Origin of the sequence: Kingella bonacorsii, from assembly GCF_016623605.1 — a bacterium.
GTDB classification, from domain to species: Bacteria; Pseudomonadota; Gammaproteobacteria; order Burkholderiales; family Neisseriaceae; genus Kingella_B; species Kingella_B oralis.
Genome location: NZ_JAEHNZ010000001.1, coordinates 531,643 through 549,794, shown reverse-complemented (window position 1 = coordinate 549,794; position 18,152 = coordinate 531,643). Strand labels below are relative to the sequence as shown.

General features: G+C 50.6%; 31 protein-coding genes. 27 read left to right on the top strand and 4 right to left on the bottom strand.

The window, feature by feature from the left end; genetic code table 11:
- Positions 1–197: 197 nt before the first annotated feature.
- Together JDW22_RS02915 and JDW22_RS02910 are read right to left on the bottom strand one after the other, a co-directional pair.
- Complete coding sequence (locus JDW22_RS02915; protein ID WP_235964684.1) at positions 198–1,616, bottom strand: type I restriction endonuclease; 1,419 nt, start codon at positions 1,614–1,616, stop codon at positions 198–200.
- A gap of 80 nt (positions 1,617–1,696) precedes the next feature.
- Positions 1,697–2,428, bottom strand: a complete 732-nt coding sequence (locus JDW22_RS02910) for an XRE family transcriptional regulator (protein ID WP_407929576.1) — start codon at positions 2,426–2,428, stop codon at positions 1,697–1,699.
- Between the two features lie 107 nt (positions 2,429–2,535).
- Between JDW22_RS02910 and JDW22_RS02905 the strand changes: the two genes are divergently transcribed.
- The 13 genes from JDW22_RS02905 (at position 2,536) to JDW22_RS02845 (ending at position 8,638) form a co-directional block, all read left to right on the top strand.
- Positions 2,536–2,718, top strand: a complete 183-nt coding sequence (locus tag JDW22_RS02905) for a hypothetical protein (protein WP_200521632.1) — start codon at positions 2,536–2,538, stop codon at positions 2,716–2,718.
- Positions 2,711–2,998, top strand: coding sequence for a CII family transcriptional regulator (locus tag JDW22_RS02900; protein ID WP_200521631.1), 288 nt, complete (start codon positions 2,711–2,713; stop codon positions 2,996–2,998). Before JDW22_RS02905 ends, JDW22_RS02900 begins: the two co-directional genes overlap by 8 nt.
- Positions 2,999–3,054: 56 nt before the next feature.
- Positions 3,055–3,774, top strand: coding sequence for a phage antirepressor KilAC domain-containing protein (locus JDW22_RS02895; protein WP_200521630.1), 720 nt, complete (start codon positions 3,055–3,057; stop codon positions 3,772–3,774).
- Positions 3,771–4,136, top strand: coding sequence for a hypothetical protein (locus JDW22_RS02890; protein WP_200521629.1), 366 nt, complete (start codon positions 3,771–3,773; stop codon positions 4,134–4,136). Before JDW22_RS02895 ends, JDW22_RS02890 begins: the two co-directional genes overlap by 4 nt.
- Before the next feature lie 254 nt (positions 4,137–4,390).
- On the top strand, positions 4,391–4,735 hold the full coding sequence (locus tag JDW22_RS02885; protein WP_200521628.1) for a hypothetical protein: 345 nt from the start codon (positions 4,391–4,393) through the stop codon (positions 4,733–4,735).
- Positions 4,732–5,487, top strand: coding sequence for a hypothetical protein (locus tag JDW22_RS02880; RefSeq protein ID WP_200521627.1), 756 nt, complete (start codon positions 4,732–4,734; stop codon positions 5,485–5,487). Before JDW22_RS02885 ends, JDW22_RS02880 begins: the two co-directional genes overlap by 4 nt.
- Positions 5,477–5,695 (top strand): hypothetical protein, encoded by a 219-nt coding sequence (locus JDW22_RS02875; protein WP_200521626.1) that lies wholly within the window; start codon positions 5,477–5,479, stop codon positions 5,693–5,695. Before JDW22_RS02880 ends, JDW22_RS02875 begins: the two co-directional genes overlap by 11 nt.
- Positions 5,696–5,700: 5 nt before the next feature.
- Positions 5,701–6,027 (top strand): hypothetical protein, encoded by a 327-nt coding sequence (locus JDW22_RS02870; RefSeq protein WP_200521625.1) that lies wholly within the window; start codon positions 5,701–5,703, stop codon positions 6,025–6,027.
- A 142-nt stretch (positions 6,028–6,169) separates the two neighbouring features.
- Positions 6,170–6,610 (top strand): hypothetical protein, encoded by a 441-nt coding sequence (locus JDW22_RS02865; RefSeq protein WP_200521624.1) that lies wholly within the window; start codon positions 6,170–6,172, stop codon positions 6,608–6,610.
- Between the two features lie 41 nt (positions 6,611–6,651).
- Positions 6,652–7,008: a recombination protein NinB gene (locus JDW22_RS02860; RefSeq protein ID WP_200521623.1), complete on the top strand. Its 357-nt coding sequence runs from the start codon at positions 6,652–6,654 to the stop codon at positions 7,006–7,008.
- Positions 6,998–7,306 carry a hypothetical protein gene (locus tag JDW22_RS02855; protein WP_200521622.1) on the top strand — a complete coding sequence of 103 codons (309 nt, stop codon included), beginning with the start codon at positions 6,998–7,000 and terminating at the stop codon, positions 7,304–7,306. Before JDW22_RS02860 ends, JDW22_RS02855 begins: the two co-directional genes overlap by 11 nt.
- A gap of 1 nt (position 7,307) precedes the next feature.
- On the top strand, positions 7,308–8,138 hold the full coding sequence (locus JDW22_RS02850; protein ID WP_235964682.1) for a DNA adenine methylase: 831 nt from the start codon (positions 7,308–7,310) through the stop codon (positions 8,136–8,138).
- A gap of 8 nt (positions 8,139–8,146) precedes the next feature.
- The gene (locus JDW22_RS02845) at positions 8,147–8,638 is read left to right on the top strand and encodes a hypothetical protein (protein WP_200521620.1); all 492 of its coding nucleotides are present in this window, start codon (positions 8,147–8,149) and stop codon (positions 8,636–8,638) included.
- 182 nt (positions 8,639–8,820) lie between these two features.
- Here JDW22_RS02845 and JDW22_RS02840 read toward each other — a convergent pair whose 3' ends face one another.
- A complete protein-coding gene (locus tag JDW22_RS02840) occupies positions 8,821–9,243 on the bottom strand; it encodes a type II toxin-antitoxin system HicB family antitoxin (protein ID WP_200521619.1) in 423 nt (140 codons plus the stop codon).
- 47 nt (positions 9,244–9,290) lie between these two features.
- Positions 9,291–9,470: a type II toxin-antitoxin system HicA family toxin gene (locus tag JDW22_RS02835; RefSeq protein WP_101127819.1), complete on the bottom strand. Its 180-nt coding sequence runs from the start codon at positions 9,468–9,470 to the stop codon at positions 9,291–9,293.
- A gap of 127 nt (positions 9,471–9,597) precedes the next feature.
- On the opposite strand from JDW22_RS02835, the gene JDW22_RS02830 reads away from it, so the two are divergent.
- The 14 genes from JDW22_RS02830 to JDW22_RS02765 all read left to right on the top strand — a co-directional run bounded on the left by JDW22_RS02830 (position 9,598) and on the right by JDW22_RS02765 (position 18,104).
- A complete protein-coding gene (locus JDW22_RS02830) occupies positions 9,598–9,864 on the top strand; it encodes a hypothetical protein (RefSeq protein ID WP_200521618.1) in 267 nt (88 codons plus the stop codon).
- The gene (locus JDW22_RS02825) at positions 9,836–10,171 is read left to right on the top strand and encodes an HNH endonuclease (RefSeq protein ID WP_200521617.1); all 336 of its coding nucleotides are present in this window, start codon (positions 9,836–9,838) and stop codon (positions 10,169–10,171) included. The genes JDW22_RS02830 and JDW22_RS02825 overlap by 29 nt, the downstream gene beginning before the upstream one ends.
- Before the next feature lie 219 nt (positions 10,172–10,390).
- Complete coding sequence (locus JDW22_RS02820) at positions 10,391–10,876, top strand: hypothetical protein (RefSeq protein WP_200521616.1); 486 nt, start codon at positions 10,391–10,393, stop codon at positions 10,874–10,876.
- A 1-nt stretch (position 10,877) separates the two neighbouring features.
- Complete coding sequence (locus JDW22_RS02815) at positions 10,878–12,383, top strand: terminase large subunit (protein ID WP_200521615.1); 1,506 nt, start codon at positions 10,878–10,880, stop codon at positions 12,381–12,383.
- Positions 12,384–12,455: 72 nt separating this feature from the next.
- Positions 12,456–13,070: an HK97 family phage prohead protease gene (locus JDW22_RS02810; protein ID WP_200521614.1), complete on the top strand. Its 615-nt coding sequence runs from the start codon at positions 12,456–12,458 to the stop codon at positions 13,068–13,070.
- Positions 13,067–14,386 (top strand): phage major capsid protein, encoded by a 1,320-nt coding sequence (locus JDW22_RS02805; protein WP_200521613.1) that lies wholly within the window; start codon positions 13,067–13,069, stop codon positions 14,384–14,386. Before JDW22_RS02810 ends, JDW22_RS02805 begins: the two co-directional genes overlap by 4 nt.
- 78 nt (positions 14,387–14,464) lie before the next feature.
- Entirely contained in the window at positions 14,465–14,632 is a 168-nt protein-coding gene (locus tag JDW22_RS02800; RefSeq protein WP_200521612.1) for a hypothetical protein, read from the top strand.
- Between the two features lie 73 nt (positions 14,633–14,705).
- Positions 14,706–15,152, top strand: coding sequence for a hypothetical protein (locus tag JDW22_RS02795; protein WP_200521611.1), 447 nt, complete (start codon positions 14,706–14,708; stop codon positions 15,150–15,152).
- A 10-nt stretch (positions 15,153–15,162) separates the two neighbouring features.
- Positions 15,163–15,372, top strand: a complete 210-nt coding sequence (locus JDW22_RS02790; RefSeq protein WP_200521610.1) for a hypothetical protein — start codon at positions 15,163–15,165, stop codon at positions 15,370–15,372.
- An 88-nt stretch (positions 15,373–15,460) separates the two neighbouring features.
- Positions 15,461–15,823 carry a hypothetical protein gene (locus JDW22_RS02785; RefSeq protein ID WP_200521609.1) on the top strand — a complete coding sequence of 121 codons (363 nt, stop codon included), beginning with the start codon at positions 15,461–15,463 and terminating at the stop codon, positions 15,821–15,823.
- Complete coding sequence (locus JDW22_RS02780) at positions 15,751–16,077, top strand: hypothetical protein (RefSeq protein ID WP_200521608.1); 327 nt, start codon at positions 15,751–15,753, stop codon at positions 16,075–16,077. Before JDW22_RS02785 ends, JDW22_RS02780 begins: the two co-directional genes overlap by 73 nt.
- An 11-nt stretch (positions 16,078–16,088) precedes the next feature.
- Positions 16,089–16,691, top strand: a complete 603-nt coding sequence (locus JDW22_RS02775; protein WP_200521607.1) for a hypothetical protein — start codon at positions 16,089–16,091, stop codon at positions 16,689–16,691.
- A 12-nt stretch (positions 16,692–16,703) separates the two neighbouring features.
- Positions 16,704–16,859: a hypothetical protein gene (locus tag JDW22_RS02770; protein WP_200521606.1), complete on the top strand. Its 156-nt coding sequence runs from the start codon at positions 16,704–16,706 to the stop codon at positions 16,857–16,859.
- A 3-nt stretch (positions 16,860–16,862) separates the two neighbouring features.
- Positions 16,863–18,104: a phage portal protein gene (locus tag JDW22_RS02765; RefSeq protein WP_200521605.1), complete on the top strand. Its 1,242-nt coding sequence runs from the start codon at positions 16,863–16,865 to the stop codon at positions 18,102–18,104.
- Positions 18,105–18,152: the final 48 nt, after the last annotated feature.

The window sequence follows — 18,152 nt, the reverse complement described above, 5'->3', positions numbered from 1 at the left end:
GTTGCTCCTTGAAAGCTGTTGTTTGTTGCGATGAGTGAATAATACTATTGTACTTAATACTTGTAAATACTATTGTACTTAAAATTTCGCAAGAAAACACTATCCCATTGTTTTTAAACAAAACAAAGTTTTCACAAGGCGCAAAAAACCGCCCTCAAAAAGGGCGGTTGCTGAAAAATATTTAAAAAATGTGTTGTTTATTTGCCTCTGCGGCGGAAATTTTCATCATCGCAACAGAAAGCATAGGATTCGCGCACCAACCATGATAGGCGGAATATGTTTTCGGGAATGTCTATGATGATGTGTTCGCCTTGCATTTCCAAGCCGTTACGTTCTATGGCTTGGATGTCTGATTCTTCTAGCTGAATAGGGAAAATAACGGATGGGCGTTTTTTGTTGTCAAAGTAGCGCAATATCCAGCGGTTTGCTTTGCCAAAGGCTAGGATGTTGTAATAGGTCTCGGTGTCTTTGGCTTCTATTTCTGCATCATCGGGTAAGATGGATTGCGTAAACGCCAAAACTTGCCGCTCGGCGTAGGTGGTAACGATTTTACTGTTGTTGGGGTCAACAATGGGCAGTTTAAAATCCTCGTCGGCGGTGTTATCGGATTCTGCGGGGGTGTTTAAGCCTGAAACCACCATTGAGCTTACGGCGGTTTGGATGGCTTGTTTTACCAATGGCTGCATGCTTTCCAAGAATTTTTGTGTGAGTGTTCTTTGTACGCGGGCGCGGGTGGCGATGTAGCGGATGAAATCGGTATCAGCTTCTTTTAGGCTGGTGGTAATGGCTTCTGTTAACGCGCTTAAATACACGCTTTCTTCGGCTAGGCTGCGCAAGGCTTCGGGCTGGAATTGGTCGTGGCGGAATTGGTAAAGCTGGGCAATATCCAGTTCGTTTAGGGTGGTGATGTCTATGGTAAGGAACGGGTCATCATCCATGATGTTTTTGTTATTTAAGTCCGTAAAAAATCGCCACTCCTTGCCGTTGGTGATGGCGCAAACGGAAACTTCGGGTGTGGCGTTGAAATAGCGGGCAAGTTGCGGACAATGGTTGTCCAAATCTTCAACGTAGGCTTTGGCTTCAATAAACATCACGGGCTTGCCGTCGCAAAATAGTGCGTAGTCCACGCGCTCGCCTGATTTAACGCCTTTGAAGTCGGCTTGGTATTCGGCTTTAACTTTGCGCGGGTCGTAAGCGGAAAAGCCTAAAATATCCAGTAAGGGTAGGATTAGGGCTTGTTTGGTGGTTTCTTCGGTGTTGCATAATGTGCTCATTCTTTGGATGTGTTCGGAATGGGCGTGCAGCCGCTCCTGAAACGCGGTATCTATATCAGGAACTTTAATAGCAAGGGGTTTTGGGGGCTGGGCAGCGGGCTTGGTAGGCTTTTTCTTTTCAGCGGGTGCCGGCTCGGAAAGGTTGTTAAATGCTTCGGGGTGTTCCTCGCGCAATTTTTTGTCATAACGGGCGCGGATATAGCTATTGAGTAGCCATTCTTGGCTTTTTTCCAAATAAACGCTTGGTACTTTTTGCGTTTCTTTGGCTTGCTCAATGGCAGCCTGAATTTGCTCGGCTGTGGCGGTGGGTGGAATGCCCAGTGATTGATAGAGGTTAATCATTTTGTTTGTCTCCAATTTTGCTTTCTGATTTAAATGAGTTGCTGCGTTATTTCAATATGGATAATGCGTGGCGATGCGGGCTAATCCAACACGCTCCACCAAAACACGCGCCCGATGATGCGGATGTCTTCGCCATCTACTATTTCGTCCTCGTAGTTTTCGTTTTCGCTGCGGATGCGGACTTTGTTGCCCGGCAAACGGGAAAGGTATTTCACGCGGAATAATTCGCCATGTTGGAAGGCGTAGATTTTGCCGTCCCTGATGTTTTCTATCCCCTTATCTACGGCAATGGTGGCGTATTCTGGTATGCGCGGCTCCATGCTGTCGCCTGTGAGCGTGCAGCAAATTACGTTGTCGGGCATGATGCCTTTGCGGTGTAGCGTGGCTTTGCCAAAAGGCAGCCTGAAACCGTTGTAGTCGGGGATTTCAAACGAGCCATCGCCGCCCCTAAGTTCGGTTTCTTTTAAAAACGGTGCGAATACATAATCATCTTTGGGCAATGGGGTGTTGTTGCTCCACAGCATCGGGCGGTGGATGTCGTGCAGTTCGTTGATGCGCGGGGCGAAGTTGGCGGGGTTTAGGGAGGCGGTGGTGATGGGGTACATCTCGCCTTGTCCTGTTTCCAGCCACATAGGCGATACGCCTAGAACATCCGCAATTTTTGCAATATGTGTTGTGCCTTGATTGCGACCAGTTTCAAGCGCAGCAATAGCGGATTGTGATTTCCCTATTGCTTTTCCAAGAGCCGTTTGGCTCATCTTTTTTTGTTCTCTCGCATAAACCAAGCGTTCTTTTAGCGTTTTCACAGTAATACCTTTCTATCAACAAATACGATTGTATTTTCTTTTAAAAGTACTATGGTGCTTTACATTCTAGTACGATAGTATTTATAATGCGGTAATTTTTAGAGGAGTACTCAATGACCCCAGATGTTTTGTTAAAAGAAATCGGGCAACACGGGATGAGTACAGCGCAAATTGCAGATGAGATTGACGTATCTACTGATTATCTCGTGAAGCTACGCAGCGGCGAAAGAAAAACGCCGTCTTACATCATCATGGACAAAATCCGAGAGCTTCATAAAAGGGTTGTCAATGACTGAATTATCCCCCGCCCAACAAGAAAACGCCCGCAAGAATGAACGCGCGATATTGCACGCGCTTGCGGTGGTATCGCAAAAGCGAGTAGCCGAGCTATCGGGCATTTCGGAAACAAGATTAAGCCGCCTGAAAGATGGCGATTTGGAAAAGTATTGCGCGGCTTTGGCTGCGCTGGATTTGAAGCTAGTGCCTGCTGATGCTGCCATTGTTACCCGCGCGGAACGTAAGTTTATGGCGGAAAAGATGGTTGAGCATTATCAGGCGATAGCGGATGAGGATTAAAGAAAAAGCCCACGCGCTAACGTGGGCAATGACTGAATTACTTAGGAGATTTGATTATGACCGAATTATTTGTACTCGTCAATCGCCCCGTAGCAGGGCAGGCGCAACAAACGGTAAACGCGCGTGAGCTTCATGCGTTTTTGGAAAGCAAACAGGAATTTTCAAACTGGATAAAAAATCGCATTGAAGATTACGGCTTTTTAGACGGCGTGGACTTTTTGACAAATTTATCAAAAACCCAAGGCAGACCGCGCATTGACTACTTTTTGTCGCTAGACATGGCAAAAGAACTCTCAATGGTGGAGCGCAACGCCAAAGGCAAGCAGGCGCGGCAGTATTTTATTGACTGCGAGAAACGGCTTTCAGGCAGCCTGAATATCCCGCAAACCCTGCCCGATGCTTTGCGCTTGGCTGCTGATTTAGCGGAGCGCAATCAACAGCAAGCGGCGCAGATTGCCGAGCTTGCGCCCAAGGCGGAAGCATTGGCACGGATTGAAGTGGCGCAAGGCGATTTGACGGTTACGCAGGCGGCGAAGATGTTGAAGATGCAGCCCAAGCAGTTGTTTGACTGGCTGGCGCAGCATGGTTGGTTGTATCGCAGCGGGGGCAGCGGGGTGTGGCTGGGCTATCAGGACAAGGTGCACAGCGGTTACGTTACCCATAGCGTGTATCGCTACACGAGCCAATCCACGGGCGCGGAGCGTGTGAATACACAGGTTTATTTAACGCCTAAGGGCATGAGCAGGATTGCAGAGAAGTTGGGAGTGGCGGCATGAGCATCATCCGAACCAAGCGAAGTAACAATTTCACAGTCGTTGATAACGATGTTTTCAAGGCCGGGGGCTTGTCGTGGGATGCGCGCGGGCTGCTATGCACGCTGCTTTCCAAACCAGATGATTGGCATGTGATTGTGAAAGCCTTGGAAAAAGAAACCGAGGGTACGCGCAAACATACCAAAGAACGCGGTCTGTGGGAGATTTTTAAAGAGCTTGTTGAAGCAGGTTATGTTGTACGCAAAAAGCGTCAAAGCGGGGAGATGGACTATTACGTTTACGACACGCCGCAGACTGCTAAAAGCGCAGACTGCGAAAACCGCAGACTGCTAAAAGCGCAGACTGCGAAAACCGCAGACTGCTAAAACCGCAGACTGCTAAAAGCGCAGACTGCGAAAAAAGCAGTGTATTACAAAGAACTGAAACTACTTACCAAGAACTGAAAAAAGATAAACAAGAACTGATTTGCGACCCATCTTGCGGTTTCGCTTGCGAAATCGCAGCCGCCGATTCTGTTGCAGACGATTTCAGGCTGCCTGAAAACGCTGTTGGTGCGGATGCTGAAACCTTGCCTGCGGGCAAACCTAAAAAACCTGACCCGCGCAGCAACCCTGACAACGTGAAAACATGGGAAGCCTATGCCCGTGCCTATCGGGCGCGCTATGGCGTGTTGCCGATGTCCAACGCGAAGGTGCGCGGGCAAGTGGCGCAGTTTGTGAAGACGGTGGGAGCGGAACTTGCGCCTGTGTTGGCGGCTTACTACCCCTCCCACAACAAGCAGTATTTCGTGCAGCGCCGACATGATTTTGGCGCATTGCTGCACGATTACCAGCAAGTTGCCACCGATTACCAAATCGGGCAGCAGATGACCGGCGTGCAAGCGGCGCAAGCAGAGAAAACCCAAGCCAACCGCAGCAGCCATGACGAGGCGTTGGCAATTTTGAAAGCGAAAGGATTGGCATGATGAGCCCGATGGAAGAGATTTTGCAGGCGATTACCGTGGTGTGCGAACTGACGGCAACCGAGATGAGCGGCGTGGCAAAGGCGGCTATGGCGGAAGAATTGTTGCCTTACCCGTTGGCAGATGTGTTGGCAGCTTTGCGCCGCTGCCGCCGTGAATTGACGGGACGCTTAACCCTTGCCGCCGTTTTGTCGCGCATGGATACGGGCTTGATTAGCTCGGATGAGGCGTTCGGGCTGTTGGTGGATAGCTGGAAAAACGAGAGTTTGACGCTGGTTATCCCTGAAATTGCCATGCAGGCTATGGGCATGGGCGCACAGGGCTTGCTCAATGCGGGCGACAAGGTGGGTGCGAGAATGGCATTCAAGGAAGCCTATAACCGCCTTGCGGGCAGCCTGAAAACGGGGGAGAAGCCCCAATGGTTTGTATCGGCGGGTACCGACAAGCAGCAGATGACGCAAGCGATTATGCAGGCGGTGGAACAAGGTAGATTGACCAAACCGCACGCCAATGCGCTGTTGCCCGGCGAAGCGGACGAAGCCAGACATTTGCTGGAAACAGGCAAGCCGTTGAGCCTTGAAGACAAAACCAAGCAAGCCAAACGCATTGCCGCGTTGCTTGAACCTTTGAAAGCGAAAATCGGGCAGCCGCATTGGTTGGAAGCGGAAGCGGAAAGGGAACGCCAAGCCGAGCGCGAACGGTTTGAACAGGCGCGGCAGAAAGCGTTGGCACAGGGGGCGGAATATGCAGCCTGAAATCTGTCTCAACTGCCAACACGCCGACTTTCGCGCAGCGGCGGATTACTGGGGCTGGAAATCGGCATCGGTGGTGTGCAAAAAGGGGGAGCCGTGGCGGTTTATCCCTTGTCGGTTTGAATGCAGCAATGGGCGTTTTCAGGCTGCCTCGGATGATGTGATTGCCAAGCGGCGGGCGTATGTGGAGGTGTTGCTGGGATGGGACTAAATGCAATGTATCGCCAACGTGCAGCGCAAGATGATTTTATGTGGCGTTTTCGCGCGCTGCTGCACGAGAAGGGCTTAATCAGCAACCCGAATGCAACGCGTATCTACGCCGAATCGGACAATGTGTTGGGTGCATGGCGGCGCAGCAATCCGCAAGTGCTGGTGAGCGTAATCGCGGTGCAGGATTGGCTAAATGGCGAGCGGCTGCCCAAATGGGGAACGGTGCAGGCGTTGGCGGATTGGTTGGATTGCGAAGTGGGGGATTTGTTGGATAGGCGGTTTTGGGATTGTTGTGTGGGGTTTGTGAACCGTGGGCATGATGACCACAGTTGAACCGTGTGCATTATGCACACAGTTAAACCGCAGCCATGATGAGTACGGTTGGAATTTTCCGATTTGAAATCGGGAAAAATAATGTTGAGAGGTTTTCCGATTTGAAATCGGACAACTGGCCGATTGAAAAAGGAACAACACAATGAAAACTTGGTACATCGGCATAGACACAGGCGTTAAAACAGGCTTTGCCTACTGCTTGGACGGCAAGCTGACCAACGTGCTGACCCTGCCCATTCATCGCGCCATGAGCGAAGTGCGCCACGCGCTTTCAGGCTGCATCAGGGACGGCGACAAGCTGCATATCGTGGTGGAAGATGCCCGCAAACGCAAATGGTTTGGTGATAAAGGGCGCGAAGCCTTGCAAGGCGCAGGCAGCGTGAAACGCGATGCCAAGATTTGGGAGGATTATTTGTGCGACCTGCAACAGCAATATCCCAACGTAATCAGCTTTGAGATGGTGTCGCCCGCCGCCAATACTACCAAACTATCCAAAGAGGCGTTTGCCCAATTGACGGGCTGGACGGAGCATAGCAGCGAGCATGGACGCGATGCGGCGATGTTGGTTTGGGGGCGGAAATGAATGAACGCAAATTCCGCTGCCAGGTGTCCAACCAGCGCCCTTTGTTTGAAAACCTATACAAAAACATCGTCCCCGAGCTACTGGCAGCGCATGGCGATTTGGAAGTGGTTATCCGCCCGTATAAAGCCAAGCGCAGCTATGAGCAAAACCGCCGCTTGTGGAGCTTGTATAACCAAATTGCCGAGCAGGTTTGGCTGGACGGGCGGCGATACGGCGCAGATATGTGGCACGAGTATTTTAAACAGCAGTTTATCGGCTGCGACGAGCGGGTGTTGCCCAATGGCGAAATCCAAAAAATCGGATTATCAACAACCAAGCTGAACACGCAGCAAATGGTGGATTATCAAACACGCATTGAAGCATGGGCAGCCGAGCAAGGAGTGATTTTTGAATACTGATAAAGATTTTCAGGCATGGGTGCGGCGGCAGCCAAGTTGCATTTCAGGCTGCTTTTCGGAGTGGCAGGATGGAGAAGGGCGCTGCGAGTTTGCCCATGTGCGCCGTGTGTCGCGTGGCAGCGGTGTGGGCATCAAGCCGTTGTTTTCGGGGGTGCCGCTGACGCACGCGGAACATGCCATGCAGCATCAGCACGGCGAAGCGTATGTGTTGGCAGCCAATGGAATTATTGCCGAGGATGCGGCGGCTTGGTTTGAGGCGAAAGCGGATGAGTATTTGGAGAGATGGAGAAAGGGTTAATTTGAAGCACTACAAAAAAGCACCATTGCCGTTTATCGGGCAAAAGCGCAATTTCATTAAACACTTTATCCCGCTATTACAACAGCATATTCACGATGATGGCGCGGGGTGGACGATTGTAGATGTGTTTGGTGGCAGCGGTTTGTTAGCACATACAGCCAAGCGCACGCTGCCTGCGGCGCGGGTAATTTACAACGACTTTGACGGTTACGCCCGGCGATTATGGCATATAAACGATACGGAAAAACTGCGCCAGCAATGCGCGGCGATTATCGGTAATCGGAGAGATGAACGAAAATTAAGCGAGCAAGAAAAACAACAACTAATTGCTTTGATTGAAACGTTTGATTTTGTAGATATGCAAACGCTGGCATCGTGGTTTTTATTTAGCGGCAATCAAGCGGGAAGCTGGCAGGAATTGAAGCAAAAAATTTGGTGGAATAATTTGCCTAAATCGCCCTATACCGATGCCAGCGATTATTTGGACGGCTTGGAAATTCGCCATCAATGCTTTACCGATTTACTGCCTGAATTTGCAGGGCAGCCTGAAACATTGTTGCTGCTTGACCCGCCTTATCTTTCCACCATGCAAGGAGCGTATGCCAAAGAAAACTATTTCAGCTTGATTGACTTTTTGAAGATGACGGAACAAATCAAACCGCCATTTATGCTGTTTGGCAGTACGCGCAGCGAAGTGTTGGATTATGCGGCATGGACGGTGCAGGAAAAACGCACAGGCTGGCAGCATTGGGATGGGTATCAGGTGCAGAGCTTGGAGACAGGGGTAAACCATTCTGCCAAATATCAAGACAATATGGTTTGGCGGTTTTAGGAGAAAAAATGTATCGTAATTTGGATGAGTGCTTATCGCAGGTGTACAAAATCAGCAGCGTGATGATTGAGCCGCGCGGCAACACGGCAAGCGTGATTAGCCATATTCAGGGTGATTGCCCCAGCAGCAGCGGTTTAACACAGGCGGAATGGCACGCCAACGCGGCGATGATACGCTCGCAGGTTTCAGGCTGCCTGAATAGCCCGTTGTTGGTTGCCGTGGTGGAATGCGAATACGGCAAATTGGACGGCTTACTGATTATTGCTGGCGTGCTGGTGGCGAAAAAGATTTGCGATGATGTGTATCTGGCAGCGGATATGTTGCGCCATATTTACAGCGAGATGCCTAAGCGGGTGGCGATTATGGATAAATATGACTTGCCAAATATGACCTTTACACGCAGGCGCGAGCGCATCAGCAATCATTTGGCGAATTGGGAGCGTGTCGCACGGTTTAAATTGCAAGAATGTTTTAGAGAAAAAGGGATTATTGGGCATTGATAAAGTGGTAACTTTTTGATACAATTTTGCTATATTCGGGACGTTGTTGCGAGTGGGCGCAATGTTTCGTGATTCAGAGAGAGTTTGATGGCTTTCTCTGTTTTTATTTTGCAAAAACAATCCAACATAAAACCCGCCAAGAGCAGTAGTCGTCTTGGCGGGTTTTGCTTTTGTGATCCGTTTCAGGCTGCCATTACAATATCCAACCGTTTGCCCAATTGCACGGCGGCTTGTTCCACAAATTCCAGTTTGGTGCTGTGGCGCAAGTCTAGCAGGCGGTCAATTTGGGGCATGTGGACGTTTAGCCGTCGTGCCATTTCTGCTTTTTTCACGCCCTGCGAAAGCATCTCGTTGAGCAGCAGGATTTTGGCAGTTGGCAGGGCTGGCAAGGTTAATACTGCTTGCCCTTTTTTGGCACGGCTGGGCGCAGGAATAATGCGTTTGTCGGCGAAATAGCCATCTAGGGCGCAGAGTAAACCGTCCATGGCTTCAATTACGGCAGCTTCTTTGTCCTCGCCTGTGGTGGCGGCTTCGGGAATGTCGGGAAACGTTACCAACCATTCGCCGTTGTCGTCTTGGGTTAAATCGTAGGGATAAGCTAACATGGTTTTTCCTTGTGGCAGATAGCAGCCCTTTCGGGCTGCCTTTGTGGTTACTTCAAATCTAAATCGCGCTTAATCTTGTTTACCAACCCAGTGCCGATTTCTTTTGCGCCGTGGTCGGGGAAAACGGATGTTTTGCCGTTTAACCTGATTAAGATGTGGCTGCCGCGCTGGGTGGTAAATTCTACGCCTTGCGCTTTGAGCCACCGTTTGAATTCGTTGTATTTCACATAACTGCCTTTCGTTGTTGAGATGGCTGAATAATACAACATTTATGTTGTGTTTGCAAGTATTATATGCAACTTTTTTGTTGTTTTTTAGCTGCCTTTGGGCGGCTTTTTTTGTTGGAGTGTAAACATGTGCGATTCGTGCAACAGAAGTTGGGGCGATGTTGTGCATGGCGCAGTTGGGCTGGCAAAAAACATACTGCATATAGAGCAGGTGGATGATGCCACGCGCAAGAGTCGACTAGCACAGTGCGCAGCTTGTGATGATTTGAAACGCTATCATCCGCTGCCCAAAGGTGCGGATGTGTCGCTGCTGGATACTTGCGCTAATTGTGGTTGTATCGTGCGCGAGAAAGTGAAGCTAGAAAATGAGCAATGCCCAAAAGGAAAATGGTAAGAGCTGGCGCGCAGGCAAGAACAGTGGCGAGCGCGGATACGGCAGCCGATGGCAAAAGGCGCGGCACTATTTCTTATTGAAGCATCCCTTATGTGTGTATTGCCGGAAACAAGGCAGAGTAACCGCCGCCACCGTAGTTGACCATATCAAACCACACAAAGGCGATATGGAATTGTTTTGGGATAGTGATAACTGGCAGCCATTATGCAAATCCTGCCACGATAGCATCAAAGCGCGTGAAGAAGCGCGTGGCGAAAAGCTGGTTGTGTTTGGATTGGATGGCTACCCTATTGATGGAGATGAGTAATGGATACGCCCTTTATGAACTTTTGCATTGGTGCGTCTATTTTGAGCTTGGCTGTGAGCGGCTCAATCGCGATTGTAATGTGGGCGATGCACCTTGGTTGAATGCGGGGGGGTAGTCGCCAAAATTGGGACGTTGCCGCTCCTAACCGTCTGCGCAACTTTTTTTAAACGCTAACCGTAAAAACGCCCCTACGCGCGTGCGCGCGCGAGAAAGCCAGCCATGACAACTAAAAAACGCCCCCGCAGCGACAGCGCAGCCGCCGCCGTCGCCGTCTTTGCCGCTAGTGCAGCCACCGTAGAGCCGCCCATGCCATTAAGCGAAGCCGAGCTGTACTACTGGAACGCCATTATCCGCGCCCGCCCGTTGGATGAATGGACAGCCATAGACAAACTGCACGCATGGAACTTGTCCAAAACCATGCAATACATCGCCGACAGCCATGCCGACATTGCCACCAACGGCTTAACCATAGTGAACGAGCGCGGTACACCGATAGACAACCCCGCTATTCGTCGCCTAGAAACCCTATCGCGCTTGAGCATCACTTATTCCGTCAAGCTCCACATCCATGCCGAAGCCACCGTCGGCAGAAGCGAAGACAGCGCCAAGCGAGCCACTAAACAACGCCAAGCCCAAGACACCCTAGGCAGCCTGAAAACGCAAGAACACGAGCTAAGCGACTTTATCAACACCCCTGTGAATTAACATGACACTCGGCAATAAAATTATCGCATTCATCGAATGTCTCAACATTCCCGAAGGCGCAAAGGTTGGGCAACGCATCCAGCTAGATGACTTCCAAAAACGATTCATCCTTGATGTGTACGACAACCCCGCCCGCACCAAAACCGCCATCCTAAGCATCGCCCGCAAAAACGGCAAATCTGCCCTGATTGCGGGCTTATTGTTGGCGCATTTGGTAGGACCTGCCGCTGTGCAAAACAGCCAAATCGTGTCGGGCGCAATGAGCCGCGAGCAAGCCGCCCTCGTGTTCAAACTCGCACACAAAATGGTGATGCAAAACCCCACCCTACAAAAAATCATCAAAGTCATCCCATCCGGCAAAAGCCTAATCGGCTTGCCGATGAATGTGGAATACAAAGCCATCGCCGCCGACGGCGCAACCGCGCAAGGCTTGTCCCCCGTACTGATTATTTTTGACGAAGTCGGGCAAGTCAAAGGCAGCCAAAACGACTTCTACGATGCCCTGCTTACCAGTCAAGGCGCACACGCCGCCCCCCTGATGATTAACATCAGCACCCAAGCCCCCAAAGACGACGACCTACTCTCCATTCTGATAGACGATGCCCAAAGCAGCGGCGACAAACAAACCATCTGCCACGTTTACAGCGCCCCCGAAGATTGCGACCTGATGGACGAGACCGCATGGAAAGCCGCCAACCCCGCATTGGGCAGCTTCCGCAGTCTAGACGATATGCGCAGTCTCGCCCAAAAAGCCCAGCGCATGCCTAGCTTTGAAAACACCTTCCGCAATCTCAATCTCAACCAGCGCGTGAACCCTATTGCTCCCTTTATCCCCGTCAGCGAATGGAAAAAATGCCAACAAGCCCCAAACCACGACTTTCAGGCTGCCTTTGAACACGGCGAAGTGTATGCAGGCTTAGACTTATCCGCACGCAACGACCTAACCGCCTTTGTCCTCGTTGCCCAACACAACGGCATCTGGCACGCCCAAGGCGAGTATTGGACACCCCGCGCCACCCTCGCTGAGCGCGCCAAAACCGACCGCGCCCCCTACGAAGTCTGGGCAAAACAAGGCTATTTAACCCCATTAAGCGGCGCAACCATAGACTACAACGAAGTCGCCGAACGCATCATCACCTTATGCGAACAATACAACATCCGCGCCATCGCCTACGACCGTTGGCGGATAGACGTATTCAGAAAAGCCCTAAACGGCATAGAACTGCCCCTAGTGGAATGGGGACAAGGCTTCAAAGACGCCACCGTTGGTATAGAAGCCCTAGAAGAAGCCATTTTCAATAATAAGTTTCGCCACGACGGCAACCCCGTGCTCAATATGTGCGTGCACAACGCCCGCATCATTGCCGATGCCGCCAACAACCGAAAATTTGAAAAAGCCAAATCCACAGGGCGCATCGACGGCATCGTTGCCCTAGCTATGGCAATGGGCGTAGCCAGCCGTGAAGCAGCACCCGAGCAAGCCGACTACCAAATCCACTTCATATAGGCAGCCTGAAAACACGTTTAGGCGCAGCCAAAACTAAACCGCCCCAAGGGCGGATTTTTTATGGGAGACAGCATGAACCAATACACCAAAGCCTACGGCAAATTTGAAATTAAAGAAGCCAGCGAAAGCAGCGACGCGCGCATCATCAAAGGCATTGCCACCACCCAAACCCTAGACCGCGACGGCGATATTGTAGAGCCCAGCGGAGCAGAGTTTGCCCTACCCATCCCCTTTTTATGGCAACACCAACGCGACAAACCCATCGGCGAAGTGATTGCCGCCCGCGTAACCGACAAAGGCATAGAAGTAGAAATCCAACTCGCCCAAATCAACGAAAGCGGTAAGCTAAAAGAGCGGCTAGACGAAGCCTGGCACAGCATCAAAAGCGGTTTGGTTAAAGGCTTATCCATCGGCTTTCGCGGCAAAGAATACGCCTACACAGAAAGCGGCATCCACTTCACCAAATGGGACTGGCACGAGCTTTCCGCCGTAACCGTCCCCGCCAACAGCGAAGCCACCATCACCGCCATCAAAGCCGCCGCATTAGGGCAGCCTGAAAAGCAATCTGAACCCCTTTCGCCGCCCACGGCGGCAGAAACCGCGCCCACCAAAGCGCAAAGCGAAGCACCCGCTTCATCTTTTTTAACTGTAAAACTGCCCATCACCGGGCAAGGAGTCAAACTATGAACTACGCAGAAATGCTCGCCGCCGTGAATCAATCCTTGGCGGAAAAACAAGCCCAAATTGGCGAGATTATGAGCCAAGCCGTAACCAAAGGCGCAACGCCCGACGAAGCGCAAGAAGCCCAAATCAAAGCCCTAGAAGCCGAGATTGAAGTGGTAGAAGCCAACCAAGCTCGCCTAGAAAAACTGGTTGCCGCCGAAAAAGCCGTCCAGCAAAATGCAACACCTGTGCAAGGCGACACCCCAGAAAAAGGCAAAAACGCCAGCGCAGGCATCGTCAAAGCCCAAAACCTCGGCGAGCTGGAAAAAGGTATTGCCTTTGCCCAATACGCGCGCGCCAAAATGTATGCCGCGTTGGAACTCAAAAACGGCAATTACCTCTCCCCTGTTGATGCCGCCAAACAGCTGGGCTACAACGACAGCGTAGTAGAATTTACCAAAGCCGCCCTTGGCACAACCACCGACACAGGCTTTGCCAAGCCCCTCGTAGAACCCCATGTATACACCGCCGACTTTGTAGAACTACTGCGCAACGCCAGCGTGTTTGACAAACTCAAAGGCTTTCATAGCGTCCCCTTTAACGTCAAAATCAACGGGCAGCTTACAGGCGGCATTGCATCATGGGTAGGAGAAGGCGAGAAAAAACCGCTCACCAACCCCACCTTTGGGCAAGTTGAAGTGGGCGAACACAAACTCGCCGCCATTACCGTTTACACCCAAGAATTGCTGCGCCGCGCCGACCCCGCTATTGATAAGCTCATCCGCGACGACTTAATCGCCGCAGCTACCGCGCTGGTGGATAAAACCTTTTTGGACGACCAAGCCAAAAACGACACTCGCCCAGCAGGTATTTTGAATGGCGCAACCAAAATCACCAGCACAGGCGACACCGCCGACAAAGTAGAAGCCGACCTATTGAGTTTGTTGAGCGAATTTGCCAAAAACAACCTCTCCGCCGACAACAGTTACTTCATTATGAGCGAAACCCGCGCCATGAAATTAGCCCTGTTGCGCGACGCGCTGGGCAGAACCTACTTTGAAGGCATGGCATTTGCAGGCGGCAGCCGCCACTTGCTCGGCGTGCCCGTAGTAACCAGCCAAGCCGTCGGCAACCACATTATCCTTGTGAAAATGAGCGAATTGCTGGTTGCCCAAGACGGCGGCGTAGATGTGAGCTTCAACGACACCGCCACGCTGGTTGATGGCGCGAACACGCACAACTTATGGCAAGAAAACAAACTTGCCGTGCGCGTAGAACGCTTTATCACATGGGCAAAACGCCGCCCATTAGCCGCTGCGTATATTGAATATACCAATTAAGGCAGCCTGAAACGCAAAAAACCCCGCAAAGTTCGCAGCTTTGCGGGGTTTAACCTTAACTAATAAGGACAATACGTTGTGAAAGATTATATAGAACTTTTCCTGAAATGGGTAGAGAAAATGGAAAAATTATCCAATAAACGGCTGTTGCTTTTATGGTTTGTGGTGATTAGCTGTATTTTTGCATGGCAATTCGCCCCGATTTTGAATGCGATTAGTCAATTAATTCAAGCATCAAAAGGGTAAAAAATTTGCCGATGTTGGCAAAGCAGTGGCAGCTTTTCAGGCTGCCTTTTTTAATTGATTTGGAGATTTAATTATGAATCCAGAGAAACAAAAAACTTATGTTAAACTTATCAAAAGTTTGTTTAATGGCATGGTTGATGCTGAACCGTATCAAATCACGGAAGAAGTCGTAGAAATGGTGGATACCATGTTTGACGAAATTTCCACTTGCCATGAGCGCATCCGTCCGTTAGCTATTATGGCTGATTTCATTGCAGGCAGCGTGTACAAACTCTTGCCCAATGAACTAACCTATTTGTTTGGACACAAAAATTTTACCGAATATCTGAAAGCTACCGCACGCGATGAAGTCATGTCTTTTTTACGACAAAGCAAGACAAATGCAGCTTTGAAAGTGATGGAAGCCTTTGTTGATAGTTGGCTGAAATACACTGCCAAAGACCGCCGCATGAAAATTTGTATTGTTTCAGGGCAAACTCGCTGGCGTTCGGCAATAACTAACGCCTTAATGGGCATTTAAGGAGCAAGCGATGTGGGATAAATTCAAGAAAAACATGGATATTATCCTTTGGTTAGTCTTAACGATTTGGATTGTCTTTTTTCCCGATACCGACCCCGAAGCATTAAAATATGCGCGGCATGGTTATTGGAATATCCATTCGCCCTTGTATCCTTATGCCCGCATCGCTTTTCCCATTATTGTTGGCTGCGGCATTATTTACCGCAGAACCCGAAAATAACTACGCCTAGATTAGAACCTAAAACGCGAAAACCCCGAAAGTTCCAGCTTTCTGGGTTTTCTATTTGATTGTAATTAAAGGAAATCCCATGAACAAAAACTTACTGCAAACCCTATCCCAGCTTGCCGAACAAGGCGAACAGCTTGTTCCGATTGCAGGCTACGACGGCATGCACGTCAAAATCCACACCGTAGGCAGCCTGAATGCCGTAAGCGAACGCGCACAAGAGCTGCGCAATAAATACCCTAACGACCCCTATTTATCCGAACGGCTTGCCGCGCTGGATTTTTACGACGAAAAAGGGCAATGGCTGTTTGACAGCGACAATACCGAACAAATGGCAATGTTGCAAAAACTGCCCTTTGGCATCCGTCAAGAATGGCAGCAAGCCGTGGAAGCCGCCCTATCCAGCCAAACCCCAAAAAACTTAGCGATAGGCAAACCTTCCTGATTGACCTATCGCTCAATTTAGGCAAAACCCTAGCCGAAATTCGCCAAATGAGCGAATACGACTTGCAACTTTACGCCGCCTATGCCGCCGAACACATGCTGCCCACGCGCCGCGCCGAAATCTACGCCGCGCAAACCGCCTATATCGTGGCGCAAACTATGGGCGGCTACAAAGGCGTGTTTGAGGACTTTTTGCTGCATAAGGCAGATGAGCCAAGTGGGCAAGATTTCTTTGATGATTTTGACCCAGTTTAAAAGGAAACCCTATGTTCAAACTCTGGCAAAACGAAACCATGACCACCGAATACGGCAGCCAAGGCGCAAACAGCCGCTTTCAAACGCTCAACTTTGATGCGGCAGGTGGCAGCATAGATTTGGTGATGTATTTTGGCAGCCCAAACAAAGCCTACACTTTGCGCACCGCCAAAAACAGCGGCATTGACAACATCATGCTCACCGTTGCCGATGCCCTTGTCGACCGCGCCGACAACACCGCATACGCCCAAGGCGCAATCGTAGAACCGGCAGGCGGCAATGGCTATTTGTATCAATGCAGCAAGGCAGGCAGCAGCGCAGCATCCGCACCCCGCTTTCTCACCACCGTAGGCGCAACCATAGCCGATGGTACAGCCGTGTGGACGTGTCTAGGCAAACGCCACGCCCCCAGCGAAATCAAACTCGCCCTATCGCAAGCAGGGCTAGACAGCGCAACCGCGGGCGGCGCGTTATCGCTGGGCGCAGAACTCAAAGGCGGCGCAGCTATCGCTATTTATGTGCGCATCACTTCCGCCGTAAACGACCTATACAACGCAGGGCAAACCCCACAACTCGCTATCAACATCAATGAGTGCGCTATTGGTGCAGCCTGAAAAGGATAAAACATGGAAATCCGCTATTTAACCCCCACTCACAACGCCCAAGCCGGCGACATTCAAGACATCCCCGAAGCCCAAGCCAACGTGTTAATTTTGCTTAAAATCGCCGAAAAAGTAGAAAAAACACCAAAAAAAGCCCCTAAAACTACGCAAAAAGGCTAAATCATGGGATTATTAAGCAGACTGTTCACGCCAAAATCCATGCAAAGCGTGCCAACGCAAGGCTGGATGCGCGCCTTTGGCGTTGGTTTTCAAGACTTCGCCCCGCGCGCAAATCAAGACAACATTCATAGTTTTTTTGCCGTGTTTGCCTGCGTGTCCAAAATCGCCCACGACATCAGCAAATTGCCACTCTTAACCAAAGTCAAACAAAAAGACATTTGGGTAGAAAAAGCCGTAGCGGATTACCTTGTACGCCCCAATCCTTATCAAACCGTGCAGCAATTTTTTGAATGCTGGTTAAGCAGTAAGCTACTCAACGGCAACGCCTATATCTACAAGCAGCGCGACATTAAAGGCAGCGTAAATGCCCTTTATGTGTTAAATGCCGACCTTGTGCAGCCCATGATAGATGAGACAGGCGCGGTTTGGTATCAAGTGGGCGGTGACAAATTGGCAAACATCCAATACACCGCCCTTTTTGCCGCCGAAGACATCATCCACGACCGCTGGAATTGCTTTTATCATCCGCTGATGGGGCTGCCGCCGATTATGGCGTGCAACATCGCCGCTGGCAACGGTTTGGCAATTCAAGAAAGCAGCCGCAACTTCTTTGCCAACCGCGCCTTGCCCAGCGGCATCTTAACCGCCCCTGGGCATATTGACCATGAAAGAGCCAAAGATATGAGGCAACGCTGGAACGAAGCCTACGGCAACGGCAAAATCGGCAAAACCGCCGTGCTGGGCGATGGCATGAGCTACCAACAGCTTAGCGTGAACGCCGTAGATAGCCAGCTTATTGAACAACTGCGCCTATCCGCCGAAATTGTATGCAGCGCGTTTCACATGCCCGCGTTTCTCATCGGCTTTGGCAGCCTACCCGCAGGCATGAAAGTGTCCGATTTGAACGAACTGTATTATTCAGGCTGCCTACAAAGCCTGATTGAAGCGATTGAAGCCCTGCTTACCAACGAGCTAGGCGAGGCACGCGCCGAATTTGACTTGCACAGCCTAATCCGCATGGACGCGCAAAGCCAAATGCAAGTCATCACCGATGGGGTAAAAGCCAGCGTGCTTACTATCAACGAAGCCCGCAGCAAACAAGGCTTGCCTGCCGTGGCGGGCGGCGACACGCCCTATATGCAACAGCAAAATTACAGCCTTGCCGCGCTGGCAAAACGCGATGCGCAAAACAATCCGTTTGCGCACCAGCCATCTTATCGCCAAAGGCAGCCTGAAAGCCCCTAAATGCAAAAGTTATGCTAAAATGCAAAAAATATTCCAACAGTCGGAACA